At 61.5% G+C, this 24,688-nt stretch carries 34 protein-coding genes; 14 read left to right on the forward strand and 20 right to left on the reverse strand.

Annotated features, from left to right (window positions below; translation table 11 throughout):
• Positions 1–5: 5 nt before the first annotated feature.
• The 17 genes from WNM05_RS13710 to WNM05_RS13790 all read right to left on the reverse strand — a co-directional run bounded on the left by WNM05_RS13710 (position 6) and on the right by WNM05_RS13790 (position 11,388).
• Complete coding sequence (locus WNM05_RS13710; RefSeq protein ID WP_434627523.1) at positions 6–188, reverse strand: hypothetical protein; 183 nt, start codon at positions 186–188, stop codon at positions 6–8.
• A complete protein-coding gene (locus tag WNM05_RS13715) occupies positions 185–460 on the reverse strand; it encodes a DNA adenine methylase (RefSeq protein ID WP_434627526.1) in 276 nt (91 codons plus the stop codon). Before WNM05_RS13715 ends, WNM05_RS13710 begins: the two co-directional genes overlap by 4 nt.
• Positions 457–1,113, reverse strand: a complete 657-nt coding sequence (locus WNM05_RS13720) for a hypothetical protein (protein ID WP_434627529.1) — start codon at positions 1,111–1,113, stop codon at positions 457–459. The genes WNM05_RS13715 and WNM05_RS13720 overlap by 4 nt, the downstream gene beginning before the upstream one ends.
• Before the next feature lie 100 nt (positions 1,114–1,213).
• Positions 1,214–3,130, reverse strand: coding sequence for a DNA cytosine methyltransferase (locus WNM05_RS13725; RefSeq protein WP_434627532.1), 1,917 nt, complete (start codon positions 3,128–3,130; stop codon positions 1,214–1,216).
• Between the two features lie 60 nt (positions 3,131–3,190).
• Positions 3,191–3,661, reverse strand: a complete 471-nt coding sequence (locus WNM05_RS13730) for a hypothetical protein (protein WP_434627535.1) — start codon at positions 3,659–3,661, stop codon at positions 3,191–3,193.
• On the reverse strand, positions 3,658–3,789 hold the full coding sequence (locus WNM05_RS13735; RefSeq protein ID WP_434627538.1) for a hypothetical protein: 132 nt from the start codon (positions 3,787–3,789) through the stop codon (positions 3,658–3,660). The genes WNM05_RS13730 and WNM05_RS13735 overlap by 4 nt, the downstream gene beginning before the upstream one ends.
• On the reverse strand, positions 3,786–4,394 hold the full coding sequence (locus WNM05_RS13740; RefSeq protein WP_434627541.1) for a 3'-5' exonuclease: 609 nt from the start codon (positions 4,392–4,394) through the stop codon (positions 3,786–3,788). The genes WNM05_RS13735 and WNM05_RS13740 overlap by 4 nt, the downstream gene beginning before the upstream one ends.
• 29 nt (positions 4,395–4,423) lie before the next feature.
• Positions 4,424–6,229 carry an AAA family ATPase gene (locus WNM05_RS13745; RefSeq protein WP_434627544.1) on the reverse strand — a complete coding sequence of 602 codons (1,806 nt, stop codon included), beginning with the start codon at positions 6,227–6,229 and terminating at the stop codon, positions 4,424–4,426.
• Complete coding sequence (locus WNM05_RS13750) at positions 6,226–6,609, reverse strand: hypothetical protein (protein ID WP_434627547.1); 384 nt, start codon at positions 6,607–6,609, stop codon at positions 6,226–6,228. Before WNM05_RS13750 ends, WNM05_RS13745 begins: the two co-directional genes overlap by 4 nt.
• A 45-nt stretch (positions 6,610–6,654) precedes the next feature.
• Entirely contained in the window at positions 6,655–7,563 is a 909-nt protein-coding gene (locus WNM05_RS13755) for an Rmf/CrpP family protein (RefSeq protein WP_434627550.1), read from the reverse strand.
• 12 nt (positions 7,564–7,575) lie between these two features.
• Entirely contained in the window at positions 7,576–7,788 is a 213-nt protein-coding gene (locus tag WNM05_RS13760) for a hypothetical protein (protein WP_434627553.1), read from the reverse strand.
• A 3-nt stretch (positions 7,789–7,791) separates the two neighbouring features.
• Positions 7,792–8,988, reverse strand: coding sequence for a recombination protein RecT (gene recT, locus WNM05_RS13765; RefSeq protein WP_434627556.1), 1,197 nt, complete (start codon positions 8,986–8,988; stop codon positions 7,792–7,794).
• Positions 8,985–9,800 carry a PD-(D/E)XK nuclease family protein gene (locus tag WNM05_RS13770; protein ID WP_434627559.1) on the reverse strand — a complete coding sequence of 272 codons (816 nt, stop codon included), beginning with the start codon at positions 9,798–9,800 and terminating at the stop codon, positions 8,985–8,987. Before WNM05_RS13770 ends, recT begins: the two co-directional genes overlap by 4 nt.
• On the reverse strand, positions 9,793–10,170 hold the full coding sequence (locus WNM05_RS13775) for a hypothetical protein (RefSeq protein ID WP_434627561.1): 378 nt from the start codon (positions 10,168–10,170) through the stop codon (positions 9,793–9,795). Before WNM05_RS13775 ends, WNM05_RS13770 begins: the two co-directional genes overlap by 8 nt.
• The gene (locus WNM05_RS13780) at positions 10,170–10,532 is read right to left on the reverse strand and encodes a hypothetical protein (RefSeq protein WP_434627564.1); all 363 of its coding nucleotides are present in this window, start codon (positions 10,530–10,532) and stop codon (positions 10,170–10,172) included. Before WNM05_RS13780 ends, WNM05_RS13775 begins: the two co-directional genes overlap by 1 nt.
• A 91-nt stretch (positions 10,533–10,623) precedes the next feature.
• Complete coding sequence (locus tag WNM05_RS13785; RefSeq protein WP_434627567.1) at positions 10,624–10,872, reverse strand: hypothetical protein; 249 nt, start codon at positions 10,870–10,872, stop codon at positions 10,624–10,626.
• Between the two features lie 312 nt (positions 10,873–11,184).
• A complete protein-coding gene (locus tag WNM05_RS13790; RefSeq protein WP_434627570.1) occupies positions 11,185–11,388 on the reverse strand; it encodes a hypothetical protein in 204 nt (67 codons plus the stop codon).
• A 207-nt stretch (positions 11,389–11,595) separates the two neighbouring features.
• Between WNM05_RS13790 and WNM05_RS13795 the strand changes: the two genes are divergently transcribed.
• Positions 11,596–11,826: a hypothetical protein gene (locus WNM05_RS13795; protein WP_434627573.1), complete on the forward strand. Its 231-nt coding sequence runs from the start codon at positions 11,596–11,598 to the stop codon at positions 11,824–11,826.
• Between the two features lie 241 nt (positions 11,827–12,067).
• Here WNM05_RS13795 and WNM05_RS13800 read toward each other — a convergent pair whose 3' ends face one another.
• Positions 12,068–12,307 (reverse strand): hypothetical protein, encoded by a 240-nt coding sequence (locus WNM05_RS13800; RefSeq protein ID WP_434627575.1) that lies wholly within the window; start codon positions 12,305–12,307, stop codon positions 12,068–12,070.
• Positions 12,308–13,201: 894 nt separating this feature from the next.
• Here WNM05_RS13800 and WNM05_RS13805 point away from each other — a divergent pair.
• From WNM05_RS13805 to WNM05_RS13820, 4 genes are all read left to right on the forward strand, one after another.
• A complete protein-coding gene (locus WNM05_RS13805) occupies positions 13,202–13,366 on the forward strand; it encodes a hypothetical protein (RefSeq protein ID WP_434627578.1) in 165 nt (54 codons plus the stop codon).
• Between the two features lie 307 nt (positions 13,367–13,673).
• The gene (locus tag WNM05_RS13810; protein WP_434627581.1) at positions 13,674–14,570 is read left to right on the forward strand and encodes a DUF6731 family protein; all 897 of its coding nucleotides are present in this window, start codon (positions 13,674–13,676) and stop codon (positions 14,568–14,570) included.
• 675 nt (positions 14,571–15,245) lie between these two features.
• Entirely contained in the window at positions 15,246–15,590 is a 345-nt protein-coding gene (locus WNM05_RS13815) for a helix-turn-helix domain-containing protein (protein ID WP_434627584.1), read from the forward strand.
• A 124-nt stretch (positions 15,591–15,714) separates the two neighbouring features.
• Entirely contained in the window at positions 15,715–16,047 is a 333-nt protein-coding gene (locus WNM05_RS13820) for a helix-turn-helix domain-containing protein (protein ID WP_434627587.1), read from the forward strand.
• A gap of 320 nt (positions 16,048–16,367) precedes the next feature.
• On the opposite strand, the gene WNM05_RS13825 is transcribed toward WNM05_RS13820, so the two are convergent.
• Complete coding sequence (locus WNM05_RS13825) at positions 16,368–16,844, reverse strand: helix-turn-helix domain-containing protein (protein WP_434627590.1); 477 nt, start codon at positions 16,842–16,844, stop codon at positions 16,368–16,370.
• Positions 16,845–17,026: 182 nt separating this feature from the next.
• Between WNM05_RS13825 and WNM05_RS13830 the strand changes: the two genes are divergently transcribed.
• The 5 genes from WNM05_RS13830 to WNM05_RS13850 all read left to right on the forward strand — a co-directional run bounded on the left by WNM05_RS13830 (position 17,027) and on the right by WNM05_RS13850 (position 20,390).
• Entirely contained in the window at positions 17,027–17,533 is a 507-nt protein-coding gene (locus WNM05_RS13830) for a hypothetical protein (RefSeq protein ID WP_434627593.1), read from the forward strand.
• Positions 17,499–18,035 (forward strand): DNA N-6-adenine-methyltransferase, encoded by a 537-nt coding sequence (locus WNM05_RS13835; protein WP_434627596.1) that lies wholly within the window; start codon positions 17,499–17,501, stop codon positions 18,033–18,035. Before WNM05_RS13830 ends, WNM05_RS13835 begins: the two co-directional genes overlap by 35 nt.
• Positions 18,036–18,172: 137 nt before the next feature.
• Positions 18,173–19,399 carry a DUF1376 domain-containing protein gene (locus WNM05_RS13840; RefSeq protein ID WP_434627598.1) on the forward strand — a complete coding sequence of 409 codons (1,227 nt, stop codon included), beginning with the start codon at positions 18,173–18,175 and terminating at the stop codon, positions 19,397–19,399.
• Between the two features lie 34 nt (positions 19,400–19,433).
• A complete protein-coding gene (locus WNM05_RS13845) occupies positions 19,434–19,877 on the forward strand; it encodes a RusA family crossover junction endodeoxyribonuclease (protein ID WP_434627601.1) in 444 nt (147 codons plus the stop codon).
• Positions 19,878–19,907: 30 nt separating this feature from the next.
• Entirely contained in the window at positions 19,908–20,390 is a 483-nt protein-coding gene (locus WNM05_RS13850; RefSeq protein ID WP_434627604.1) for a hypothetical protein, read from the forward strand.
• 357 nt (positions 20,391–20,747) lie between these two features.
• Here WNM05_RS13850 and WNM05_RS13855 read toward each other — a convergent pair whose 3' ends face one another.
• On the reverse strand, positions 20,748–21,020 hold the full coding sequence (locus WNM05_RS13855; protein WP_434627607.1) for a hypothetical protein: 273 nt from the start codon (positions 21,018–21,020) through the stop codon (positions 20,748–20,750).
• A gap of 88 nt (positions 21,021–21,108) precedes the next feature.
• Between WNM05_RS13855 and WNM05_RS13860 the strand changes: the two genes are divergently transcribed.
• The 4 genes from WNM05_RS13860 (at position 21,109) to WNM05_RS13875 (ending at position 24,682) form a co-directional block, all read left to right on the forward strand.
• Entirely contained in the window at positions 21,109–21,306 is a 198-nt protein-coding gene (locus tag WNM05_RS13860) for a hypothetical protein (protein ID WP_434627610.1), read from the forward strand.
• Positions 21,306–21,989 carry a hypothetical protein gene (locus WNM05_RS13865; protein ID WP_434627613.1) on the forward strand — a complete coding sequence of 228 codons (684 nt, stop codon included), beginning with the start codon at positions 21,306–21,308 and terminating at the stop codon, positions 21,987–21,989. Before WNM05_RS13860 ends, WNM05_RS13865 begins: the two co-directional genes overlap by 1 nt.
• Before the next feature lie 94 nt (positions 21,990–22,083).
• A complete protein-coding gene (locus WNM05_RS13870; RefSeq protein ID WP_434627616.1) occupies positions 22,084–22,674 on the forward strand; it encodes a hypothetical protein in 591 nt (196 codons plus the stop codon).
• A gap of 10 nt (positions 22,675–22,684) precedes the next feature.
• A complete protein-coding gene (locus WNM05_RS13875) occupies positions 22,685–24,682 on the forward strand; it encodes a phage terminase large subunit family protein (protein WP_434627619.1) in 1,998 nt (665 codons plus the stop codon).
• Positions 24,683–24,688: the final 6 nt, after the last annotated feature.

The following is a 24,688-nucleotide window of genomic DNA, read 5'->3' on the forward strand; positions in this document are numbered from 1 at the left end:
AGCCCTCAAAACACAATCTCCGGTTCGGCCCACTGGCCGCCCCACTCTCCCGACCCGCTCAGCCACTCCATGCGGGTGCAGCTGCTGCCGGGTTCCGGCTCCGGCGGCTCCGGGCCGACGTAGACGACAGCGCCGCGGCGGCGCAGTGTGTAGCGGTAGACCGGCGCCGCCGGCAACGCGGCGGTCACGCTACCTCCGGCGGATGTCGTGGGCACGGCCAGCGGAGGGAACCGTCACCAGACGGGCAAGTGCAGACGGTGTTCCCGATGGCGCCGATCATCTCCGGGTCGAGCTCGTTGTAAATCTCGACCAGTTTCGCGCGCGGCTTGCGCAGCAGGACAGAGGCGGCGCCGCCGAATGGCTCGGTGTAGACCCGGTGCTCGGGAAAGTGCCGGCAGATCCACGGCGCCAGCATCCATTTGCCGCCGTGGTATCGCAGTGCGGGGCGGATGACTTTCATGATCGCGCCTCCACTCGCTTGAACTCGATTACCCACACCCACGGGTTGGCATTCCACCCGTCGTCGCCCCAGCCGTAGATTTTCGTCCAGAGCATTGAGTACAGTTCTTCTGGCGCATAGTAGTAGCCGTCGGTCTCGAGCTCGTCCTCGCACGACTTCACGCCCTCGGCCAGGGCGTCCGCTTCTCTGATTTCCTGCAGCTGCTCGATGCGGACGTTGGTGATCTCCAGCAGGATACGGCTGGCCCAGCGTGGCATGGTATTGGCGGGGCGAGGTTGGCCGTTGGCGTTGCCATGGAATGCGCCGCAGGCGTGTGCTTTGCCGTCAGCCAGGTAGCGGACAGGCCATTTGGCAAACGACGCAGGGTCTTTGCCGTCCTGGGTGCAGTCAGTAGACCAGTCCTCTTGAACCCACAGCCGGTCGCCGGGTTCGCCATAATGGCATTGGGCGTCGATGAATCCGTGTTGCCACGCCCCGTCGACTTGCTGGCTCAGCGTAAATCCATCGATCCATGCGTCCAGCTCGCGCAACTGCGCCTCTTTTACCGTCGGTTGCGGCTTCACGATGCGCCGCGTCTGCGTTTTGGTGCCGGCCAGCAGCGCTCGGACCATTTCGCCGCTGAACAGGATTGGCCTCTCTTTGATGGTGGACATGCCTACTCCTCGCTCATGTCGATGATCCTGGCCACGTGGGCCGCGTTGACTGCGGCAATCGCCGCGCCGGTGTCGGGGGTGTCGTGCAGGTGCGTCGGATTCATGCGGCGGCCCTCCCGCGCTGTTTCAGCTCGGCGCCGCTCCAGGCCATCATGTCCGCGCAGTTGGCGCGCACCAGGGCTTCCGCCAGGGGCGGGCAGACGCTGTTGCCAGCCATCCGTACCTGCGCGTGTTTCGGCAGGCGCCGGCCGTTGATGACGGGGTCAATGACGTAGGACTTCGGGAAGCCCTGCGCGGCGTAGAGTTCGCGCGGCTCCAGCATCCGCATGCCGATGTCGGCGATCTGGTAATCCACGCCGGAGACGGTCACCAGGCCAATGCGGTCCTTGGTAGTCACGGTGTGCAGCGAGTCGCGCAGGCTCTGTCCCTGCGTGGCATCCCCGTAGTACTTCACCAGGAAGGCGCGCACCTCGGCGATGTGGTTGCCGCCGGCGGTCACCGTGGGCATCGGCTGGCTGGCGGCCTGTCCGTCCTGGCTGGTGCCGTACAGCTTCAGCAGGTTGGCGGCCACCAGCTGGGTCTTGCCTCCGCCTCCAGCGGTGACGGTCCCGACTGGCGCGTCAGCCGGCGCTGCGTCGCTGTTGCCGAATTGGCGGACCAGATGGGCGGCGACCACGCCCATTGCATGCGGCGCACCGGCGGGGTTTTCTTTGGGGCCAGCCGTTACCGTGTGCAGAGGTTCGTCGGCTCCAAATCCGGTCGATCCAGAGCGGAACTTGGTGATGTGGGCGGCGACCAGCGCGTGATGATCTACAGTGGTGGCAGTATGCATCGGGCCGGACAGGTCCACGCCGGCGCCCTTGTAGTTGCCGCCGTAGTGCTTGATCAGGGTAGCGGCCGCCACGGCATGATGCGATTCTGTCGTGAGGGTGGCCATTGGCTGGTCCGCGCCCCGCGGCTTGCCTTGGTATGTAGGGCCGCCTGCACCGACAAGCGTGGCACCGATCAATGCGTGATGGCCGCCCTTTACCTCCGCGCAGACCGTGCGCAGCGGCTCATCGGCCGGCATGCAGCGCTGGCTGCTGGCATTGGCGCATTCGGTCATCACCGGCGCCACCAAGCCATAGCCATGTGTGGCGGTAACGGTCTGCATGGGATCATCGATCGCCTGGCCGCGGAAATAGTCGTACCCGTGGTTCACCTTCACGATGAACGGCTTCGCCGTGTTCAGGACATAGCGGTTGATGCCGCGGGCAATGCGGCGCAGCGTGTTCTCAGCCAGCGGCCTCGTGCGCTCGAAAATGCTCGGGCATGGGATGCTCCAGTCGATCACGTCATTGCCCGCCGTAGGCCACGGCTTGAGCTTGCCCGCTTTGACATCCGCGCTTTCCGGGTCTCCATGGGTCGGTGCCGGCCAGACGATAGCCTGACCATCGCTGCGGGCGATGAGGAACAGGCGCTTACGGATGGTCGGCGCGCCGTAATCCATGCCGCGCAGTTCCCGGTGCTCGACCGTGTAGCCGTGGCGAGCAAGGGCGTTCAGAAAGCTATTGAAGGTGCGGCCCTTTTTCTTCGGGCACGGCTTTCCATCGGTCAGCAGCGGCCCCCACGTGCGGAACTCCTCCACGTTTTCAAGGAAGATCACGCGGGGCTTGCTGGGATACGGCAGCGACGCCCAGCGCAGCGTCACCCAAGCCAGGCCGCGGATGCGCTTGTTCCGCGGCTTTCCGCCTTTAGCCTTGCTGAAGTGCTTGCAGTCCGGGCTGAACCAGATCAGACCGATCGGACGCCCTTTCGTCACCTCACGCGGGTCCACATCCCAAACACTTTCGCAGTAGTGCTCGGTCTGTGGGTGGTTGATGCTGTGGAGCGCCACGGCTTCCGGGTCGTGGTTGATCGCGATGTCGACGTGCCGCCCCAGCGCCAGTTCGATGCCGGTGGATGCGCCGCCGCCGCCGGCGAAGTTGTCGATGATGAGCTCGCGGTTTAGATCGAGCGTGAATTGGTCGCGGATCATCGCGCCTCCTCAAAAAGAAAGAGGCCCGCGCGGGGCCTCGTGTTTTGGTGCTGGCGGTAATCACGCTGCGCGCAATTCCCGGCGCCGGTCATCGGCCACCGCCTCGCGATCGACAGCAGCCTCAGCAGCAAACAGCCGCTGCGTCGGCACGGTCTCGACCCAGCTCTGCAGGTCTGCCACAGTGCGTCGCAGCACCGCCCACTCGTCGCCGGTGACGCCATAGTGCCCATGCTCCCGGCGGCGCCGCTTCACCTCGCTCAGCACGGCCACCAGCTCATTCCCGGCGGCCAGGCGCGCCGGCGTGCTGTACTGCGGCCAGCGGCGCAGCAACTCGCTGCAGGTGTTGGCCAGGTAGATCAGCTCGTTGACGTCGTGAGCGGTCCACTCCGTAGCCGGCCGCGCCGCGGTGAGCAGCCGCTTGATGGATTTGGACTGACAGCGCTCCGCTATCGGGCTGAATGCGGCGCCGGCCGGCAGGCCGGGAATGCCCTGCGGCAGCTGCCAGTGGCGCCGCGGAGTGCGCTTTTTCATAGCTCGCCCCCGTCGCTCTCGACGCCGTCGTCGGGATAGCGCGGCGCGGTGTCCTGGCCGGCGGGCGCCGGCGGCGGTTCATGGCGCGGCGTGACGTGGAAATCCTCGCCGTATTCCCGGTAGGTCACGCTGCCTCCCGGTGCCGCAGGATGCCGAAATACACCGCGCGGCAGCCGGCCACGTCGACCATCGCGTTGTGCGCGCCCTCCAGCCGCTGGCCGGTAAAGAACTCGTAAGCCTCGGCCAAGGTCGGCGGCTTGGCGTTCTTCTTGCCGGCGGCGAGCATCTTCTCGGTCGGCGGCAGGTTGACCAGCTTGGTGCTGTTCGAGCAAGTGCAGAACGACGCCCCCGCCTTCCATTCGTCGGCGCGCTCGTCGCCATACAGCCGCATCAGCTCGATGCGGATCATGCGCGCGTCGAACGTTTCGTTATGCCCGACGCGCCGCTCCACCTGCGCCCACAGCTTCAGGAACGCTTCCATCGCCTGCGCCAGCGGCACGCCGAATTCTGCGGCGCGCTCGGTGGTGATGCCGGTCAGCTCGGCCACGTCGTCGGGGATCGTCCAGCCATCCGGCTGGATCAGCATGTCCATGCTGTCCAGCACTTCGCCGCTGTCCTCGTCGACCAGTTCGGCGGCCAGCTGGGTGACATGCGGCTGCGACGGGTCGTCAGAGGGTGCGCTCCAGTTCGGCAGGCCGGTGGTTTCGGTGTCGTAAAACAAAATGGGTTTCATGGGTTGGTCCTTGGGATATGAGGGGATGGTCAGGCGGCTTGCGGCAGGTCTTCGGTTGCGACTTCGCCGGCTTCGATCCAGCAGACTTGCATGATCTCGTCGCTGGCCGGGCGGTCTTTCAAGGTGCCGAATACCAACGCGCTGTCCAGCTCGTCGTCGAGCGCTTCCAGCATTGCCAACAACTCGCCCCGCCCGCGTTTGCTCAGCACATCAAACCGGTCCAGCAGCACCAACCGCAGGCCGCTCATGAGCGACAGTGCCAGGGCGATGACGCAGTCCACGCGCCATTTCTCGGACTCGGACAGCAGGCCGTAGGCGCGGCTGTCGGCGCTGATCGCCATATCGTTGGCGATGATCGGCCGCGCCCAGCCGGCCAGGCGCGCCAGCTCGAACAGGCGATCATTCACCGGGCGCAGCGCGTCGGCCAGGATCTCCCCGGGGATACCGTCCGGCGCCATGGCGTCGGCGATCAGCGTCCAGGCCTGCACGTCGGCGTGGTGCTGGGCGGCCAGCTGGGTGCGCTGGACGGCGCCGACCGCCTCGCGGTGCTGGTCCTGCAGGGCGGCCAGGTCGGCGACCAGCTGCTTATGGCTGGCCTGCAGCGTGTTGATGCGCTCGATCAGCGCAGCCGCTTCCGCCTCCGAAACCGGCGCCGGCGGCTCGCTACCCTGCAACGCCTGCAGCTGGGCGGCGGCGTCCGCGGCGATCTTCAGGTCGCGTTCACCGTTGGCGACCGTGCGGCTCATCATGTCCAGCGAGTGCTGGAGCTGCGGCAGGCGCGCCAGATCCTCGGCGCTCGGCGGCACGCCGTCGTCTGCCAGGCTGCCATGCTCGGCGGCGTACTGGTCCAGCGCCGCGCCGGCTGCCTTCAGGTGCTGGCGCTGCTCCGCGCTCATATTCCCGAACGGGATGGCCATCGTCAGCGACAGATTCAGCGCGCGCGCCAGGTCGTGGACGAGCCCGACGCGCAGCGCCGGGCCGGCCGTGATCGCCTCCACTTCATCGCGAACGCGAGCCAGTTCCACTTGATCCACATTCAGGCGCGTCTGGATGCGTTCCAGCGGGGCGGCAATCTCGGTCAGCTTGACCACTTGGCGCTGCCGGTCATCCTGCTGTTGCCGGCGCGCGCGCAGCTCGCCCAGCTGCTGCTGGCATTGGGCGATCTCGTCCTGCACCGCCTGCGCGTCCTGCTGGGCCTGCTGGATGGCGCCGTCCTGCACCGCCTGCGCGTCCACGCTCCAGTCCACGGCCTTCTTGTCGCCGTATACCTCGCCGGTGATGCCCTTCCACGCGCCGCGCGCCTCGGCGGCGCGGGCCTGGGCGTCCTTCAGCGCCGCCGGGAAACCGCTAAGCACCAGCGGCAGGATGGCGTCGATGTGGACCTGATCCGCGCCGCGCTTCTTCAGCCGCTTTTCTACCTCGTCGGTGTTGGCGTTGCAGCCCGTCAGCGCGAACAGCAGCGCGCGCCGCGCATCCGCTGGCGCAGCAGCAAACAGCGCCGGGTCCAGCACATAGGGCAGCGTGGCCAGCGCTGTGTCGTTGTCGATGGACACGCCGGCCAGCTTGCCGTCGGGCAGTGACACCGCAGCGTGGCGGCCGTCCTCGAAATCAACCCTGACGCCGCTGTTTTTGGCGCCCTCGCTCACGAGCTGGCCGTAGTCCTTCTTGCGCTCCACGCGGGTGGCCGTGCCGGTCAGCGCCATGGCGATGGCGTCGCGCAGGCTGCTCTTGCCGGCGCCGTTGTCGCCGGCGATCAGCGCGATGCGGCTGGAAAAGGAAAGGGCCGCGTTACGCAGCCCCTGGAAATTCTTGATGGTGATGGATGAGATTTTCATGCTGCAGTCTCCCGAAGCAGTTGGATAACGTTGTTGCGGGACTCCGGCGGCAGACGCGCGACGCCCAAGGCGTGGCGCAGCTCCTCGCATTCGCGGTCGCGCGCCTCCAGCTGGTCCTGCAGCTGCTCGGCCTGCTCCGCCTCGGCGCGCAGCGCGGTGATGGTCTGGCCCTGATCCGCCAACTGCTGGCGCAGCATGCGGACCTCAATTTCCAGCCCCTGGCGCTGCTGGTAGTGGAACTCCACTGCGCAGCGCTCTCTGCGCAGCTGCTGCTCCAGCGCGCTGTTGCGCGCCTTCAGGTCAGCTTGCACCTTGCGCAGGCGCTCGTGATAGCCGGCGTCCTGGCCGGCGGCAGGGGTAACGATGGCGATGATGGTCATGGTGTGGTCCTCGGCGGGCGGCCACGGCCGCCCTGGTGATGTTGGTTATGCGGCATCGGGCTCGTCGTTGACGGCCAACTCCTCCAGCGTGCCGCCGGCGTCCAGCCACGCCTGCACCCATGCCGGCCGGCGGCCGCGACCGGTCCAGGTCAGCATTTCGCTGGTCGGGTGGCGGTAGCGGATAGCCGAGACTGCCGGTGTGGCCGGCCTCTCCACCTCGGCCTCAGCCTCGGGCTGCTCCCCGAACAGTTCCGGTTCTGCGGTGGGGCCGCCGGCTGCGTCGTCCGCTTCGTCCTTGGCAGCTTTCCACCCCTTCACCCACTCGATGCAGAGCTCGCCGCGCATCACCGGGCACGCGCTCTCCGGCTCGCCGGCCTCGTAGGCGTCATAGCCGGCGTCGAACGCCGCATCGAGCTCCGCCTCCGTCGGCGTGGTATCGCCCGGCGCCGGCAACTGCGGCACCTCCTCGAACTCGGCATCGACCACGTCACCACCCTGGATGTCGTCCATGCCGCCGCCGTCGTTGTCGTGGTACTCATGGCCCAGGTCCATCGCGCGCTGGTCCGGCTCGCCCTGGATGTCGTCCATGCCGGCCAGGTTCTCGCCGGCGTCCGCGATAATGATCAGGCACGCCTTGCGCTCGCTGTCGAACAGCTCGTGCCGGCCTTCGGCGTTGCTGTTGATTTTGAACACCGCTTTGATGCCGTCCTTGCGGACCACCTGATCCAGTTCGCCGACCACCGTCGTGCGGCCTTGGCTGGCCAGCACATGCACCGCCATGCGGATATTGGTTTCTACCCGGTTGCGCAGCCGGTCGATCACATCATCCTGCTTGTCCTTCGGCAGCTTCTGCCAGACGTCCGGCAGCAGCTTGAACTCTTGCAACAGCGCGCCCAGCAGGTCTTTACCAATGCTGTCGGCGGTCATATTGCGGAAATCGATCGGTGCATTCATGGTCTGTCCTTTTCAGAAATTTGAAGCGATGCGCTCCAGGTGATGGCGTTGCAACGTGCTGATGTGCATGCCCATGCCGTACTGCTGCAGCCGGGCCTGCATGGTGTCGATGAAATCGCGGTCCCAATCGCTGCTAGCGTTGTTCTCCGCGTCTTTGAGTAGTTCGCGCAGCCGGTCGGGCGTGTAGAGCGAGCTGGCCGGCCGCGTGGCGATGACGCGGCCCATGGACTATTCCAAATCGCGCTGGCGGCGCGGTCGGCTGGTAGCCGCGTCCCGCTGCTGGTTGGAGATCGTCTGCTCGACGATGGCCTGGTCTTTCTCGGACAGGCTGCGCGCCATGTCGCGGGCGTCGTCCAGGTTTCCGGCGCGCACGGCGGCCAACGCGTCCTGCAGGCCAAACATCTGCGCGGCCTCGGCCGTCTCATCGCCTCCGGCGTCCTGCGGCATCTCGACAGGCTGGCGCCGCTCGCGTATCACGGTGCGTAGCGGCTGGCCGCCGCGGATCTCGCCGGTGTCGGTGTCGACGTTCTCGGGCGCGGACAAGGCGGCCGGCGGTGCCTCGTCGTCCTGGCCGGCATCTACCAGCGGCGCCCCATCATCAACCACGCTGTATTCGCCCTGCAGCACGTTGTCCAGCCCCTGGCTGGTCCCATCGCTGGCGCGCCCATCCAGCGCCGCGGCGGTGGCCAGCTCGATGGAGACCGGCAAGTAGTTGAACAGCCGGCGCAGCACCGTTTTGCGGCCCATCTGGACGAAATGCTGGCCCCACACGCTGTCACCTTCCTTGTTCTTGCGCTTGGCCGACTGCCAGCCCTGCGAGGCGTTGCGGATCTCCTCGATCTGCTCGCGGCTCATCACCTCGAAGGCATGGCCGCCTCCGACCAGCTTGGCGACCGCGTAGAAGGCGATCACCTCACCGCGGTTGCTCATCGCCGGCCGGTGCACCAGCTTTTCGTCGAGGCCGTAGCTGTACTCGAAGAAATCGCTCTGGCAAACCTCATGCGCGGAAATGCTGATGATCTGGCCGGAGCGCCGCGCCAGGTCGATCAGCCCCTTGTAACCGAAAACGATCTGCACCTCGGTCTTCTCCACCACCCACTGGCCGTCCACCTTCTTGTTCTTGTCGAACGGGATCAGGTAGGCGTGGCCCAGGGGGGTATTCGGCTCCAGGCCCAACTGCGAACACTGCACCACGGCGCCCATCAGGCTTTCCACGGTGGCGTTCATCAGCTTGGGCGTGGTGCGCAGCGCGCCCAGGGCGATCTTCAGCATCCGATCGGCGTTGACGTGCTTGGGCAGCACCGCGACCAGCGTGGCTTTCTGGCTCTCGAAAAAGGTTTTGACGCTGCCGATGCCGGCCTGCGCGGCCTGCATTTTCGAAACCCGCTTCAGCTCGGCGAGGTTGGTGTTTGCTGCTGTAGTCATGGCTGGTCGTCCTTGAATTTGCACACGCGCCACCGCGCGCAATAGCGCGGGTTGCACAGGTGGCTGGTTGGGTTGGGGGGAAACAGGCCGCTACGGAACATGTCCGCCGCGTAGTCCATCAGGCCGGGTTCATCGTCCGTGCCGATCAGCTGCTCGCGGGCGTTGTGGATCTGGCCGACGGCCACCGCCGGCACGCCGCTGGTTTTGAGGCCGATGATGTCGGCCGGCTCGGTTACGGGCGTCCCGGTGGTGGCCTCGTACAGCAGCTCATAGGTGCCGATCTGCGGCGCGTGGCCCTTGGTCTTGGCGCGGCCATCGATCACCGCGTTGACGCCGCTTTTCAGGTCGCAGATACCGACGCCGGCGGCGTCCTGGCGCGCTCGGCTCCGGTCAAGCGTGCCGCGGATCTCGATCACCGTCCCGCCGCCGCAATCGATCTGCCACGGCCGCACCTCCAGCTCGACGGCGACATACTGGTAGCGCGGCGCGATCTCCAGGCAGTACCGCGTCACCAGCTGCAGGCCGATGCGCTCGGCGTCGCGCCTGGTCAGCTCGTCGGCGTGCCAGTCGACATCGCGCTCGGGGTTCCGCAGCTCGTCGACCAGCACCGGCGAGACGTCGACGGGCCGCAGCGTCTGGCCGGCCAGCGCCGCCTGATCAAATGCCGCCGTGGCGGCGTGGATGGCGGTGCCCAGTTGGGCGCGCGGGCTGCTGGGCATGTGCATGCCGAGAATGTGCGTCCCCTCCCAGCGGTGGGCGCAGTCGAACAGGCTGGCCCAGCTGCTGGCGCGCACGCGGAAGGCGTCACCCATGACGACTCTCCTCCACTGCGGCAACGGCGGCGCGGGCCTGCCTTGCGGCGGCGACCTTCTCGGGCTCCTGGTGATATTCGAAGACCTCCATAACTGCGCTTAGCGCCGCCAGCAGCTGGTTGCGCTGATGCACCACCGTAGAATGCTGACTGGCGGGCACGAGTCCGTGCGACACCACGGCGTCGGACAGGCCGGCGCAGGCGTTCACGCAGGCCACGATGCGGCGGGCGTTGGCCAAAGGCATATGCTTCGAGCGATCGCTATATCCGAGCGTCTGGAACAGGTCTCGGCCGGTAGCATCAATCACCACTACGCACGCTCCGCCATGCGACGTCAGATACTTCCACGGCTCTTTCGTGTGCTGGTCCATCACGCGGCCTCCCTCTGCTCGCCAACCCGCTCATCCAGGACGGCGGCCGCCGAAGCATCGACGAACGTGCGCGCGGCGCGCGCCAGCTGCGCATAGCTCGGCCCCATCGGATTGCCGTCGTAGACCCGGCGCAGCAGCTGCTGGCCAACGTAGAGATGCAGCTCGGCCATCAGGTCGGCCGGCGCGCCGGAGATCAGCAGGTCGACGAACGACTCGCCCATGGCGCGGGCACAATCGATGTCGGCCAGCATCAGGTCGGCCTCGTGTTCGACTGCGAGCGCCAGGCGCTCATCGCGGTCGCCGGCGGCGACGTTGCGGTCCAGGTCATTCAGGACCGCGCAGGACAGGTTATGCAGGCTCATTTCATCTGCTCCAAAGCTTGGGCCGCCGCGACGACGGCAAAATAAAGGGCCACCACCAGCAGGCCGCCCAGCGTGTTCTTGATGGAGGGTCTCATCGGCTCCTTCCCCACCCCGACAGGATGTAGCCCGGCAGCAGGGCATCAGCGCGATCCAGGGCCTCGCCCATGCTGCGGGCCAGGACGATCAGGCCGGCGCGCTGCCGCGTCCGCGGCTGCTGGAAGTTGACCCGAAATCCCGCCAAAGACCGGGTGGCGTAGCTGGCCGAGTTGGCGGCCTGCATGCCGTTGCAGTTGATGGCGATCTGGGCAGCGGCCGGCGCCGCGGTAGCGTGGGCAATCATGGGGGCCTCCTGGTGCTGGGCAAAAAAGAAGCCCGGCGCGTGGCCGGGCAAGGGGGGTAGAACAGTCGCACTCCACAGCAGTCTGAAAACAAACCGCTCGGGGATGGGGCTGCCAAAAAAAGGCCCGACGCGAGCCGGGCCAAAACAATCAGAGAAGAGTGGTATGTCGCTACCACGTGCGCAGAATGAGCCTAGCGGAGCCTGGCATCAACGCCGCCCCGAAAACAATCAGAACAATCCGATTTCGTCTCATTCCTCAGCAGCCGGTGGCCAGCTGCTCAGGGATGCCGCCGGCAGGCGCCGGCGAGTAGATCAGGCCGCGTGTCGCAGCTGGCTGGCTCGAACGAAGGTGAGCGTTTTCTTGCCCTCCTCGCGAACTCCGAAGAAATCGCCTTTGGCGCTCGGCCGGATTTCCTCGATGTGGCCCTTGCCGGATCGACCGGCACCACGGCCGCCGCTGGTGGTGAAGGCGACGTGGTGCTTGACCTCGAATTTCTTCGCTTCCTGTTTGCTCATCTCGATTCCTTGTGGGGTTGTGGGGTGGCCGCTTACGACCGGCCAGTCGTCTCAGCGATTGGATCAGGCCCGCCGCTTGCCTGTTTGTTGCTGCGGTCTCTCCCGCCGTCACGAATCTTTCGCCCATCGTCGCGCCGCTATCGGCAGTGCGGTATGCCGTTCAGGTAAAATGGAGATTCCACTCGCCATCAACCTGAAAGGAATTTCATGAAGGACGCCTACATTTCTGCCGCAGCTCATATTGTTCCCCTGGTAATAGACCTCCCCACCTTCCTGGGTCGCAATCAGACCGACATGAGCGCCCTGGCAGACGAAGTCGTTAATTTCGCCACCTTGCTGGAAGAAAAGTTCGAGGCTGCTGCCAAGGAGAAGGCTGCTTCCGCAAAGGCCGAGCAGGACACACGTTTTATGGAGACTATGGAGAAGCTAGCCCCGTAGGGGTTTTCTTCCAGTCTCGCAGCCGTTGATAGGCTTGTAGCAGACTGCCCATTAGCTCATGCGGCGGCAGTGTGGTGTTTCCCCCTGCCGCCTGCATCACGGTTGAGAATGCCCGCTCTCGAGCACTCACCAACTCCTGAAACTCCAGTACCCTGATCACGTCCTCCGCGGACATGGTGACTCGCAGTACAACTTCGCTTTTCACTGTCCCCGTCTGGCCAACCGTCAATTCGCTCATCTCTCAGTTCTTTCCATTCACATTTCCCCGGCGCCGCTCCAGCGCCCGATCTACCCAGGCGAAGAACTTTTCGCCGAGCCAAAAGCTACCCATCAGCAAAACGAATACGCAGTAGTGGACTGCACAGATGAATATTGCGGAGTGGCCCTTGTAAAAGGCCATCCCGTAATCGGCCAGAAGACCAAGACACAAAAACCCAAGAGGCGCCGTAACAAACAGCGCAGACCTTGCAAGCGGCGACATGCTCACCTCCTTCGTTGATCACCCAAACTCTCTGTCACAGGTCTTGGGTGATGGCCCTCTTGCGAAGGCTCACTCTCCATGTTTCGCACATGGCAGCGGCTTACTGTGTAAGCCAGCCCGTTAACGATGCTCCCCGCAGTCTCCCTTAGGGCTACACCGACCGGTTATGGCTCTCGCCACCATCCTCCTGGGATGCGTCCCTAGTTCCCCGGCTTGTCTCAGCTGGGTCAGCTACAGATTTCGTGTCCGTCGTGCTGGTTCTCTAGTTTTACGAGTTGGTTGCCTAGTCCTCGGCCGGGGCCGCTTCGCTTCCTCGCGCCCCGTAAGCCGGGCGGTTTCTGGTTGTTAAGGATCGTTGCAGTTGTGGCTGCTGTTGATCCAAGTATCACAAACGTGTTATCAGCAGTCAACACAATTGTGTTTTTTGTGTTGAGGACTCCCGCCAGGAGTGTTGCGCGCAACGCACACATTTGTGTTGGGAGTGAATGACATGTAGATGCGGCAAGGCTTTCAGCGGGGTAAAATGCCAATGTCACACTCCTGTCGGAAGCACCTTCCCCGCGTACGCGGGGATGAACCGTGGCGGTCTTGGCGGCGGCAATGGCGCTGGTCACGTTCCCCACGAGCGTGGGGATGAACCGACCTGCCGGTATGTCTCTATCTGGTACGTGTCGATATCCAACCTCTGCTCCACCACCTGAGTGGTGATAAACCGGCCGAGGCCTGACGCAGTTGCTCGTTCCCCGCATGGTGGGGATGGACCGTCCATGATGAACACGTCGTCCGGTTGCGGCATGTGTTCCCCACGGACGTGGGGCTGAACCTCGGCAGATACAGGGCCGATTCCTGTCGGAAGTACGTTCCCCACATGCGTGGGGATGAACCGCATGGGCATTGCCGCTGCTATGCAGAGGTGGTGATCCTGAGATGACCGCCGCCAACAACCCACTCTGCAACGTCGGCGCCGTCGCGGCGCTGGACCCGGCCGGGTGCCGGCTGGTGACGATGCTGGTGGTGCTGGTGGTGCTGGTGGTGCTGGGCGAGTGGGTGCTTTGGTGAGTGGGTGCTTTGGTGAGTGGGATGCTGACAAAAAAGCGAACCAATGAAGTCCTACGTTCTCGCTACCACAGGCGGAAAAGTGAAATAGCACGTCTACAAGCGGGGCAAATCGGAGGCCGGCTACGCGCTTGCCGACGAGCTGTATCTTAGCAGTACGCCGTGCTGGTTCCTGAGCATGTATATCGCATTCACAATGATTGTCGCTGTGGTTGGCTGGTCGATCTAAGTTGGGGTGTGGTGGCTATGGAGCTCGATTTAGTAGAAATACCTCTACGAGCTTATCGGCAGTGGCGCATATAAACAACTAATGAACAATCTAACTGGTGGGGCTATGGCTCAAAAAGAATATAAAGTTCGCTTCTATGCTGCATCCTTTCTTCAAGACAACATCCCGACATCCCTAATTGACTACTTTACACAATTGCATGCGACATACGGAGAAACGCTAAGAGCGATTACCATTGGTGAAAATCAATATCAAATAAAAAATCTCACTCCCTCTGCCGATGGAAGATACATTTCAGGAGCATTTGCCAAGTACAGAAAAGATTCACCCCTAATTGGCTCCCCAACGGGTGATGAAGAGGTTTTCAAACTAACCGATGGCAAAAGCTTTTTAGAAAAAAATAATTTCATCCTACACAGAGAGCAAAACGACTGCGAATCATTGATCTATCAAATGAGCTTGGAGGGAGGGCATCCAGCTTCATTTTCCAGGTACATAAACTTAACCAATCCAGATAGGCTATGTTCATTTGACGACATATTAACTTCAAAGTCACTGGAAGAGTTATTTCGCGGACGGCTTATTCGCGCCGTGGCATTTAGAATTGCCAAACCACAAAACAAAACTTATCAACCGGACCCAGAAGACACCTGGACAAAAGATGCTCTAGAGTTCCTAGATTCAACAGGAGGAACATTCATTACAAGCAAAGTTAGCATCAAAGCTCCCCACAAGGGTCTAAAAGATGGAATCATAGAAAAAATCAAAAACTTGCTAAATTCAAGCCAAACTAGAGCATTGCGTATAAAAGTTGAAGATGCGGATGAGCCGATTGACTTGATGGCAGAAAGAGTAATGGACAAAATTAGAATTGAGTTGAATGATAATGGCCACCCAGCTATAATCGACATTATAGCAGCTCTCATCACGTCCAGAGCAAGACAGCTACACCATCTGGATCATCTATTTGGCGGATAGTATGAAATACTGGTTTTCTTTAACCTTAGTATTCGCGGTGACAATCACTTTCTTTGCGTACCATTGCCGAGGATTTATTGATCTCGAGGTTTCTGAGATTAGGAGTTCCAATGGTATTGCTGCGCAAATTGGAGGCACGATGCTAGGGTTTATGATTGCAGCCTTATCTATTCTGGCATCAATTTCAGGCGCTAGAATTATAAAGAAAATGCATACGCACGGACACTATGCAGTTCTTTTAAAGCGACTGTACACCAATTCAATATTTTACGGACTAACACTAATATTTGGATGCATAGGCGTTATTGCTCCGAAAGCATACTGCCCAGAGGTATCTCTAGTTGTATTGTTCGTATTTATTGCAGCCAATCTACTACTTATTGATGTAGGTTATCGATTCTGGTTAGTATTAATGTTTATTGCGAACAATCCTTAAGGAAACTCTCGCTGGGCTTGGTCGTCAAACTGGGGCTCGGTTTTATACCTGAAATGTCTTGCCCCAGCCCTACGCCCTTCCAGGCTAAACAAGCAGCTATGACTAACCCTCCACAGTTCGGATAAAAACCTGGCGCCCGCAGATCAGCCCGCCCCCCGCGGGCTTTTTTGCATCAGAAATATCCGATTTCAGGTATCCAATACCATCTTTGTGTTTGAGTGGTGCGGCACCATGCCGCGATGGATAGCTTCTCCGATCGACTACGGAATGCCCGCGAGAAGCGCGGCATGTCTCAAGAGGCGCTGGCCACCCGTGCGGGTGTGTCCCAGAGCACAATCTCGGCCCTCGAGCTTGATCCGACCAGAAAGCCACGGGACTTACTGAAACTCGCCAAGGTACTCATGGTCTCGCCAGACTGGTTGCAAAGCGGGAAAGGGCCGCGAGAGCCCGCCGTTCGGGGCGAAAAGCTCTACGTCGCAGCCGAATCTCTGGATGAGCTGGCTGAAAGGCTGCTGGATCTCGGCCCTGAAGAGGTCGGCCGGCTGATGGCTCTCCTCCTGCGGAAGCAGGCTGAGCGCCGATAATGCTGTCAACTGGCATACCGAACACTGTCTCATCCATGCCAATCGGTTCTGTTGCATTTTGCAACATCATGGCGCGGAGCAGCTGCTATTGTGGATAATACGTATAAATGCGTAATATCCGCACGTGTCAGAAAATTCGTTCCACACCCGCCTGCGGGCCCTCTTGAAGGCCCGTGGCATCAAACAAGACGCCGTCGCAAACACACTTGATGTCAGCCGGTATACCGTAGGACGCTGGTGCAAATCCAAAATGCCAGACCGCAATCAATTGGCAACCCTCGCAGCATACCTGGATGTCTCTGTCCCCTACCTCGTACACGGCACTCCCGTGGACTCTGACCATGCCGCGCGCTGCAGGCATCTGCACGATCTCGCAACTGCCCTTCATGCCAGTGATGTCGAGGCCATGATCCAGCTGGCGAGCTCGATTCTTGCAACAAAAATGTTGCAAAAGTAGACAGATGAAATTCTGTGCATCTACCCGCCCCGAGATCTCTGGCGTACGCTCCTCCCTCAGCCCGACGAGGGCGAATGAGATAACAGAGAAAACGGAATGGAGTAGGAAATGGCTTGCACCAGCAGCACAGCAGAACCCTGCATACACTCGGGAAATTGCCACCACTATCGGCCGGCCAGTGCCTACGAATGCCGGGAGCAGCCGCCCATTGGGCAATTGCTGATCAGCCTATTGCAAAGCGGGGAGTTTGTGGTTGAAAAGAAGGGTGACGTGGAGTCGATACTGCAGATGTTTGGTAGGTAGGTGAAAAAGGCGTCTGCTCAGGACGCCTTTTTGTTTGCTGCATACTCCAAGGCCTTCGCAATGAAGGCATGCAGCTGGTCGGTATCCATGCCGCCGACCGCCTGGGCGAGCTCGTCCAGGTTCTTGGCAATGGTGGTATCAACGGTGCCAATCGACGGAGCCAACTGCAAAGGCGGCTCTTTCTCACCCTCGCCCGTCTCCAGCCACTCGTAATTCACGCGCAGGGCCCTCGACAGCTCCAGCGTGTATCTGGAAGAGCCGTTTCTATTCTCAATGTTGCCGATGGTCGATTGATTCTTCGCGCCGATCAGCTTTGCCAGCTCACCCTGGCTCATGCCGAGCTCGACCCTGCGGGCCCGGACACGCTCACCGTATGTGTTCATATACAACATCGTAGCCACTTCACCGAACACGATGGTGTTCACTTGCCTTGCCGATGTGTTGAATCCATAAACACATTTGTGTTGTAATGCCTGCATGGACTGGACATTCATTATCTCATCCCTCGTGGAGTCTGGCGTTGACCGCGAGACGATCGCTAAAGAAGTGGGGTGCTCTCGCTCTCTCGTGAACGCCCTTGCCCAGGGGAAGAGAGGGAAGCGCATCTCCTTCGAAATTGGTAACAAGCTGCTCACCCTGCAGAGGCGGACCGTCGCATCTGCTACTGAGCGGTTGAGTGAAGTATGACAAGCCCCTCAAGCCGGGCAAACGTGAAACTCCGACAAAAGTGATCATTATGACAACGTCATTGAATGTTGCCTTAATCCAAACAGTGCGCCGCGCTGGCGGCGAAGACGTCGTCGCTAAGTGGCTCGGCAAATCTGCCGGCCACGTCCGCGCCTGCTGCAATCGGGACGGCGACCGCTCGTTCACCCTGCGAGACCTCCAGCTGATTTTTGACAACTCGGGGGACCTCGAAATCATTCGGCAGCTGGCCGCGCTCTACGGGATCAACATCCCCGGCGAGTCGGATGCGCGCCTGCCTACGGACACGCTCCTGCTGAAGAAGCTGCTCGGCGACAAGATGACGACGCGCGTGAAGGCCTCGGACGAGCGCCGGATGCTGCTGGACGTGGAGGACCACGATTCCGCTATCGATCAGCTCGTCGAGCTGGTTGCCTCGATAACCGACTGGATCAAGGTGCTGAATGAACAACGCTCGCGCGCACTTCAGTACCGGTGATGACGAGTGGCCGACGCCGCAGCTGCTGTTCGATGAGCTGCATGCCGAGTTCACGTTCACCGTCGACGTGTGCGCCACGCCCGGCAACGCCAAGTGCCGGCGCTACTACACGCGCGCTGACAATGGCCTGGCCCAGTCCTGGGCCGGCGAAACGGTGTGGATGAATCCGCCGTTCGGTCACGGCATCAAGTTCTGGATGGAAAAGGCGCTGAAGAGCGCGCGCGCCGGCGCCACGGTGGTCTGTCTGGTCCCGGCCAGGACGGATACCCGCTGGTGGCACCGCTACGCAATGTGGGCGGCGGAGATCCGCTGTCTCGACAAGCGGCTGCAGTTCGACGGTGGTAGCGCCAAGGCGCCATTCCCGGCAGTTGTGGTCGTGTTCCGCCCGGACCATCTGGGCGCGGCCCGCCTGGTGGCTCTGAAAGTGCCGGGCGCGCAGAAGGTGCGGGAAGCAAGCGTAGAAACGATGGCCGGCCAACGCCGGCTGAAACAGGGACAGTAGCCGCCCGCAGCGTCGCGGGCAAAACAAAACCCCCGGTCATCGCCGTTGGCGCGGCTCGCGGGGGTTGTTCGGAGGACTGCGAGGACCAGTATGCACAAGCACAGCGAACAGATCAACAAAAACATCAGGGCATAGCAATGAACATCCGCCCTCTTACCCCGCCTGATTGCGACCTGCGCGATTTTGCGTTCATCCCCCTGGATGTCGTGCGTCTGCGTGATAGCGACTTTGCGGCAGTCACCAGCGGCGAGGAGTTCCGCGCCGGCCTCCTCCTGTGGTGCACCAGCTGGCACCAAGTGCCGGCCGCCAGCCTGCCCGACGACGACGTCGTACTGGCGCGCCTAGCCGGCTATGGCCGCGTCGTCAGCGAGTGGCAGAAGGTCCGCGGCGGCGCCCTGCATGGCTGGCTCAAGTGCAGCGATGGCCGCCTGTACCACCCCGTCGTTGCCGAGAAGGCGAACGAGGCCTGGCGCGCCAAGCTGACGCAGCGCTGGAAGACCGAATGCGCGCGCATCAAAAAGCAAAACCAGCGGCAAAGGACGAATCTGCAGCCCCCAGAACTGGACGATTTCCTTGACGCGCATTGTCCCCAGGGACAGGCCCTCGTTGTCCCCAGGGACAACCAGGGGCAGAAAAATGGCCAGCCGACTGAAAACCGGGTACAGGCTAGCGAAATCGCAGGCTCAACCGAAGATTTTCAGTGTCCCCAGGGACAGACGGGGGATGTCCCCGAGGACACTGGCAGTTTGTCCCCTTCAATTTGCGATTTGTCCCATGAATTACCCATCTCGTCCCCGGTTTGTCCCTCGGGAAATGGCATCCAAGGGACAGGGATAGGGACAGAGACAGGGATAAATAAAAGCAGCAGCAGTAGCAACGTCTCTACTCACTCGCGAGGCCAAGGTACATCCAACCCGCTGCCGCCGCTGCCTGAACCGTCAGGCACGGTGGAACGGATCGGCCTCGTCTGCCGCTTGCTGCGCGACAAGGGCGTCCAGTGCAGTCCCTCGCAGTTCGCTGCCGGCGGCAAGTTCGCGGGTCTGGAGCAGCACAGCGACGACGACTTCCACCTGGCGGTGCAGACGCTGCAGATCCGCGGGGAGACGCGGATCGGGATCGGCCTGCTGGCCGCGGTGCTGGGGGACATGGCCGGCGCCAGGAACAGTAAGACGGGGGGGCAGCAATCGAGAGCTCCCCGTGCCAAGCCCTGGTTCCTGTCGTCCTCCGGGATCGAGAGCAAGGCCGAGGAGCTCGGCTACACCCCGCCGGCTGACGCCCCTCTCGGGGAATGGAAGTACGAGCTGTTCAAACTGGCTGGCGTGACTCAGCAGGATTACAGGGCCGCCACGGCCGACTTCGCATGAAAACTTCGAAAACCAACCCCATGGAGGACGCGGCGTGAACCCGATCCGCTTCACAGTCCCCGGCGCCCCCGTCGGCAAAGGCCGGCCCAAGGTTTCCACCCGCGGCGGCAAGTTCGCTCGCATGTACACGCCGGAGAAGACCGCCAGCTACGAGAACCTGATCGCCCTCGCCGCCCAGGCCGCCATGGCCGGCCGCGAGCCGTTGACCGGGCCCGCAGACGTCACCATCCACATGCTGCTGCCGATCCCCACCAGTTGGAGCAAACGCAAGCAGGCAGCAGCCCTTGCCGGCCAGGTCTACCCGACCAAGAAACCCGACGGTGACAACGTGCTGAAGGCCATCTTCGACGGGATGAACGGCGTCGTATGGGTTGACGACGTTCAGGCCTGCGACTTCGCGGTGCGCAAACGCTACGGTGCCACGCCAGGGGTGATGGTGGTGGTCCAGGAAATCCAGGGCGCGCTGTTCGCGGCCTGAGCAGCAGATTCAACGAAACAAGGGGGTGGTATGCAGTTTTCGACGATTGGCGCGCTTGTCGGCTGGGCTTTCCAGATCGAGACCGTCAGCATGGTCAAGGTGCAGAAGTTCGGCGAGGCCTTGGCGCCGGCGTTCGAAGGCCTGTCACCTCACGACCTCAAGGCCCAGTCGGCGATGATCATGGCCAAGATCAACCGGTTGCCGTTCGAGCAACGCGCGGTACTGTGGGCGCTGCACGTCCAGCGCGACACCGAGATGGTCTACCTGACCACGCACACGCCCTGCAAATACGGGTTCAAGACCGACCTGGACATCATCCGCAAGTGGGCTACAGGCAAGGGGCCGGGTTGCCGCGACCTGGGTGACCGGCACAACGTCCACCACACCACCGCCCACCGCTACGAGAAGGCTGTGATCCGCCAGCTCGAGCGGATGATGCATCAGGCCTACGCTGCACTGGAGGTGCCGATGGCTGAGGTGTTGGACCGGATGAGCTATGCGGCCGCGGCGTGATGAGATTACCCCTCAGGCTGTGGCTTCACCTTGAAGGTCGGATAACTGACGGTTCGGCCATTGATAACATACGACCTCGGTATCTGTATTTCAACAAGACCACGCTCTTGCATGTCCGCCAAGTTAGCATCAAAAAAATCTTGACCAACCCTCTCAATTTCGGCCCTAGAGTCCAACACAGAGCCAATAGATTCAAGATCTTTCATTCGAATAATCAATTCGCGCTGGTATGTTTGACTGAGCAGCATGTATCAACCTTTCTGTGAAATTTGACCCCGTCTCTTGACAGCCAAGTGCAACAAAACTACGATAATTGCAGCAGCCCGAACTACGTCCAGAGTTCGGGCTTTCTTCATTTCAGGTGTTCAACATCTCCGTAGTCAGTAGCTCGAAACGACTGCCGTGTCGATGGAGCACCGTTTCGATTGCAGGCTTGAATTCCTCCCAGTGCCTGTGTAACGCCCCTGCGGGTGACAGCTCCCCCACTTGTCGCCCATCCAGTTGTCGCCTCTCCATGAAATCAAAAACCGCCTCATGCGACATGATGAAGTGGAAATTGTGCTGGCCGTTGATCTGCACGGATACCTGAGCATCGCCACCTGCATTAACTGCATTTACGAACGTGATCATGTGTAACTCCAATTTGTCACTGGAGATTACATTTCCCGACAGACCGACCCAGTAGTCAATAGCGCAGCTCTCGAACTGAGGTATCACCATGCACATGGAACACGCCCGCGCCGTTCTCGACGCCTGCCACCTGCGCGAAGGCCAGCACGTGCTGATGGCCACCGGACGCGCCGCCCAGGTGCACAACCTGAAGCAGACCACCATCGTGTTCAGGTACTTCGGGCTCGGCCCGGACGACTACGTCGAGATCCCCCGCCACCGCGTTCCGGAGATGGTGCGCGTCTGATGGCTACCCCATTCATCTCGGTTAGCTCTAATGTGCAGCAGCTGCGTCGTAAGCTGACAATGGTTCAACGCGATCAGCTGCCATTCGCTGTAGCGCAAGCCCTGACGGCAGTGGGCAAGCTCGTCCAGCGTGGCGAAACGGAGCAAATCGGCAACAAGTTCAAGAATCCGACACCGTTCACCCGAAACAGTGTGGGAATGCGTGCGGCTCGCAAGAGCAGCCAGGAGGCAATGGTCTTCATAAAAACCCAGGCAGCGCGTTATCTGGCGCCGTATGAGTCTGGCGGCGAGCACGTGCTGAATGGCAAGGCGTTGCTCAATCCGAAGGACATCAGGAAAAACGCCTACGGGCAGCTATCCCGCGGCACGCTGGCCCGGCTCAAGGCGCGGCCGGACGTGTTTATCGGCAAAGTGCGCTTCAAAGACGGTCGCGAAGTGAATGGCGTCTGGCAGCGGCCGCCTCATGGCGAGCGCAGGCGCGGCCGGAACGGGTCCAGGGGTAATACCTGGAACAAGGTGGATGGCAAGCGGACGGGCGGTTTGAAGCTACTGATCCGTTTTGGTGATGCGCTGCCGGTGGACATCCATCTGGGCTATCACGACCTGGCCGGTCGGCTGGTTCATCGGAACTTCAACCGCGAGATGGGGCGCGCGCTGGCGAAGGCACTGGTGACATCCCGGTAGCCATCGGGCGGGTCCTTCCGTAGGGGTGGAGTTCCACGGGCATTGCGCGCCGCGATCCCTCCCCAGCTATAGGTCCTGAAAGGTGTTCGCACCCATGTCTGAACTGATCTCGCTCAGAGAATTTGCGCGCCGCGAAAATTGCTCCGACACACTGGTACGCCGCGCCGTAAAACAAGGCCGGCTGGTGCTTTCGGACGGTGGGAAGCTTGATTCAAGATTGGTCGGCACGGCATGGCGCGAGGCCAATGCAAAGGGTGCGAACACTGCGAACACAAGTGCGAACAGTTCGCAGGGTGTTCGCAGTTCGCAGTTCGCACCGGATGACGACGCGAACCGATCTCTAGAGGACACCGCGCGCAGCATGATAGCCAGTGGCGCGGTGCCAGATCGCGACTATGCCGAGGCATTGCGCATCAAGGAAAACTATCTCGCCCTGCTCCGCCAGTTGGAATACGAACAGAAGTCTGGACAGTTGATTGAACTGGGTCTGGCCAAAGGGGTGCTTTTTGAATGCGCCAGGGCGGCGCGCGACGCCTGGCTTAACTGGCCGGCCCGCGTCGGGCCTCTTGTTGCCGCCGACCTCGGACTGGAGGCCGACCGCGTAACAGAGGTATTGACCGAGCATGTCCACAAGCACATTCAACAGCTCGGCGAACCCGAGGGGGACTTCAGCGCAGAAAGCTGACGCACTGCGTGTGTCCTTTCTGCATGGCTGGACCCCTCCTCCGCGGATCAGCGTTCCTGAGTGGGCGGACAGATACCGCAAACTGGCAAAAGAAGCCGGCAGCACATCAGGTAACTGGGAAACCGCGACTGTAGAGGTCGCCCGCGGCCCCATGCTGGCGGTCACAGAACCAGGCGTCCACGTCATCACAACGATGTGCTGCACGCAGTTGATGAAAACGGCGCTAATCGAGAACGTGTTTGGCTACTTCGCCCACCTCGATCCCTGCCCTATTTTGCTGCTGCAGCCGAAGGAGGATGCTGCTGAGCAGTTCTCCAAGGAACGCATCAGTCCGATGATCCGTGTCACACCGGTACTACGCGATTTGATCGGCTCCAGCAAAACCAGAAATGCGGACGAGACCCTGCTGTATAAGTCGTTCCCTGGCGGATTCTTGGCCCTGGCCGGCGCCGGCAGTCCCGACAACCTGGCTCGACGTCCCATTCGCGTTCTGCTGTCCGACGAAGTGGACAAATACCCGGTCACACGCGAAGGCGATCCAATCACGCTTGCCGAAGAGCGGACAGCAACGTTCGGCGTCAATTGGCTTTCAGTTCGAGCCTGCTCCCCCACTCTGGAGGATGAAAGCCGGATCGCCGACAGCTATAGCGAATCCGACCAACGGCGGGCATCTGTTGAGTGCCCGCACTGCGGCGAGCGCGTTTTTCTCGACTTCTTCAAGCACGTCAACTGGGACAAGCCTGACGGCCGGCACGAGCCAAAGACTGCGCGAATCTACTGCGACTGCTGCGGATCCGGCTGGTCTGAAGGCGAGCGTCTACGCGCGCTACGCACCACTCGCTGGCATCAAACACGGCCCTTTGACTGCTGCGGGCATCGGCACGCCCCTCTGGACTTGTACGAGCAGGCCAAGCAGACCGGCGGAGACTCGGTCTCAGCAGTCTGGGACTGGTGGGATGGTGACCGGCACGCGGTATACCGCGCCAAATGTCCGGACTGCGGTGAATGGAGAGTGGACAACTCCCATGCGGGATACCAGGCCAGCAAGCTTTTCAGCCCCTGGCAAAAGGATAAGCCGTCCGATATCGCCAGGAAATTCTTGGCAGCCAAAGGCGATGCCGACAAAGAGCAGGCATGGTGGAACACCCAAATGGGGTTGCCGCATCGACCACACTCGGGCAAGGAACTGCGTCTAGAGTCGCTGGTAGCGCGCTGCGAAGTTTGGCCAGGCGAGGTACCAGAGGGAGTGGCTGTCCTCACGGTTGGCATTGACGTTCAGGACTATCGATTGGAGATGGAAGTCGTGGGTTGGGGGCGAAATGAAGAGTCCTGGTCCATCGACTACCACGTGATCGACGGGGAAATGAGCGAGCCCGAAACCCAGAAACAACTGGACGAGTACCTGAAGCGGATATGGAGGCGAAACGATGGCCGTGGCTTTAGCGCAATGGCCGCGTGTATCGACTCGGGTGGCCACCACACCCAGGCGGTATACGAGTTCGCCAAGGCACGCCTCGGTCGGAAGGTTTGGGCCATCAAGGGCGAGTCGGCAAGAAGTGGACAACGAAACCCCGTTTGGCCAACCAAGCGCCCACGATCGAGGACCAAGGCCACCTTCCGCCCCATTATCTTGGGGGTCAATGCTGCCAAGGACACTGTCAGAAATCGGCTGCATTTGGAGACGCCAGGCCCTGGCTACATGCATTTCCCCATCGATCGCGACATCAACTATTTCGCTCAGATAACAGCTGAGCGAATTGTGGTGAAAGAAGCCGGCGGAGTTCGCTACCGGGTCTGGGAGCAACCATCAGGCAAGGCCAATGAGGCGAGCGATTGCCGCATCTATGCCTATGGAGCTCTGTGTGGATTGCTGCACTTCGGATTGAAACTAAACCAACTTTCGATATCGACCGCGGCGAGAGCCGAACAGGCCGCCCAGCCCAGTGCTTTGCTGGACGAAGCAAAGCCCCAAGCCAAATCTCGTTCACTCGTCCGCCGCATGGCATAGGAGCTC

It is taken from the genome of Chromobacterium sp. CV08 (genome assembly GCF_051129845.1).
GTDB lineage: Bacteria > Pseudomonadota > Gammaproteobacteria > Burkholderiales > Chromobacteriaceae > Chromobacterium.

Coding starts and splice junctions, on each gene's coding strand:
- WNM05_RS13850 (WP_434627604.1), top strand. CDS start 19,908: ATGCAGTTTTCGACGATTGGCGCGCTTGTCGGCTGGGCTTTCCAGATC.
- WNM05_RS13760 (WP_434627553.1), bottom strand. CDS start 7,788: ATGGGCCGCGTCATCGCCACGCGGCCGGCCAGCTCGCTCTACACGCCC.
- WNM05_RS13865 (WP_434627613.1), top strand. CDS start 21,306: ATGGCTACCCCATTCATCTCGGTTAGCTCTAATGTGCAGCAGCTGCGT.
- WNM05_RS13840 (WP_434627598.1), top strand. CDS start 18,173: ATGAACATCCGCCCTCTTACCCCGCCTGATTGCGACCTGCGCGATTTT.
- WNM05_RS13870 (WP_434627616.1), top strand. CDS start 22,084: ATGTCTGAACTGATCTCGCTCAGAGAATTTGCGCGCCGCGAAAATTGC.
- WNM05_RS13810 (WP_434627581.1), top strand. CDS start 13,674: ATGAACAATCTAACTGGTGGGGCTATGGCTCAAAAAGAATATAAAGTT.
- WNM05_RS13730 (WP_434627535.1), bottom strand. CDS start 3,661: ATGAAAAAGCGCACTCCGCGGCGCCACTGGCAGCTGCCGCAGGGCATT.
- WNM05_RS13755 (WP_434627550.1), bottom strand. CDS start 7,563: ATGAATGCACCGATCGATTTCCGCAATATGACCGCCGACAGCATTGGT.
- WNM05_RS13715 (WP_434627526.1), bottom strand. CDS start 460: ATGAAAGTCATCCGCCCCGCACTGCGATACCACGGCGGCAAATGGATG.
- WNM05_RS13775 (WP_434627561.1), bottom strand. CDS start 10,170: ATGGACCAGCACACGAAAGAGCCGTGGAAGTATCTGACGTCGCATGGC.
- WNM05_RS13750 (WP_434627547.1), bottom strand. CDS start 6,609: ATGACCATCATCGCCATCGTTACCCCTGCCGCCGGCCAGGACGCCGGC.
- WNM05_RS13725 (WP_434627532.1), bottom strand. CDS start 3,130: ATGATCCGCGACCAATTCACGCTCGATCTAAACCGCGAGCTCATCATC.
- WNM05_RS13785 (WP_434627567.1), bottom strand. CDS start 10,872: ATGATTGCCCACGCTACCGCGGCGCCGGCCGCTGCCCAGATCGCCATC.
- WNM05_RS13720 (WP_434627529.1), bottom strand. CDS start 1,113: ATGTCCACCATCAAAGAGAGGCCAATCCTGTTCAGCGGCGAAATGGTC.
- WNM05_RS13825 (WP_434627590.1), bottom strand. CDS start 16,844: ATGAATGTCCAGTCCATGCAGGCATTACAACACAAATGTGTTTATGGA.
- WNM05_RS13815 (WP_434627584.1), top strand. CDS start 15,246: ATGGATAGCTTCTCCGATCGACTACGGAATGCCCGCGAGAAGCGCGGC.
- WNM05_RS13855 (WP_434627607.1), bottom strand. CDS start 21,020: ATGATCACGTTCGTAAATGCAGTTAATGCAGGTGGCGATGCTCAGGTA.
- WNM05_RS13740 (WP_434627541.1), bottom strand. CDS start 4,394: ATGAAACCCATTTTGTTTTACGACACCGAAACCACCGGCCTGCCGAAC.
- WNM05_RS13860 (WP_434627610.1), top strand. CDS start 21,109: ATGCACATGGAACACGCCCGCGCCGTTCTCGACGCCTGCCACCTGCGC.
- recT (WP_434627556.1), bottom strand. CDS start 8,988: ATGACTACAGCAGCAAACACCAACCTCGCCGAGCTGAAGCGGGTTTCG.
- WNM05_RS13800 (WP_434627575.1), bottom strand. CDS start 12,307: ATGTCGCCGCTTGCAAGGTCTGCGCTGTTTGTTACGGCGCCTCTTGGG.
- WNM05_RS13780 (WP_434627564.1), bottom strand. CDS start 10,532: ATGAGCCTGCATAACCTGTCCTGCGCGGTCCTGAATGACCTGGACCGC.
- WNM05_RS13835 (WP_434627596.1), top strand. CDS start 17,499: ATGAACAACGCTCGCGCGCACTTCAGTACCGGTGATGACGAGTGGCCG.
- WNM05_RS13770 (WP_434627559.1), bottom strand. CDS start 9,800: ATGGGTGACGCCTTCCGCGTGCGCGCCAGCAGCTGGGCCAGCCTGTTC.
- WNM05_RS13745 (WP_434627544.1), bottom strand. CDS start 6,229: ATGAAAATCTCATCCATCACCATCAAGAATTTCCAGGGGCTGCGTAAC.
- WNM05_RS13790 (WP_434627570.1), bottom strand. CDS start 11,388: ATGAGCAAACAGGAAGCGAAGAAATTCGAGGTCAAGCACCACGTCGCC.
- WNM05_RS13795 (WP_434627573.1), top strand. CDS start 11,596: ATGAAGGACGCCTACATTTCTGCCGCAGCTCATATTGTTCCCCTGGTA.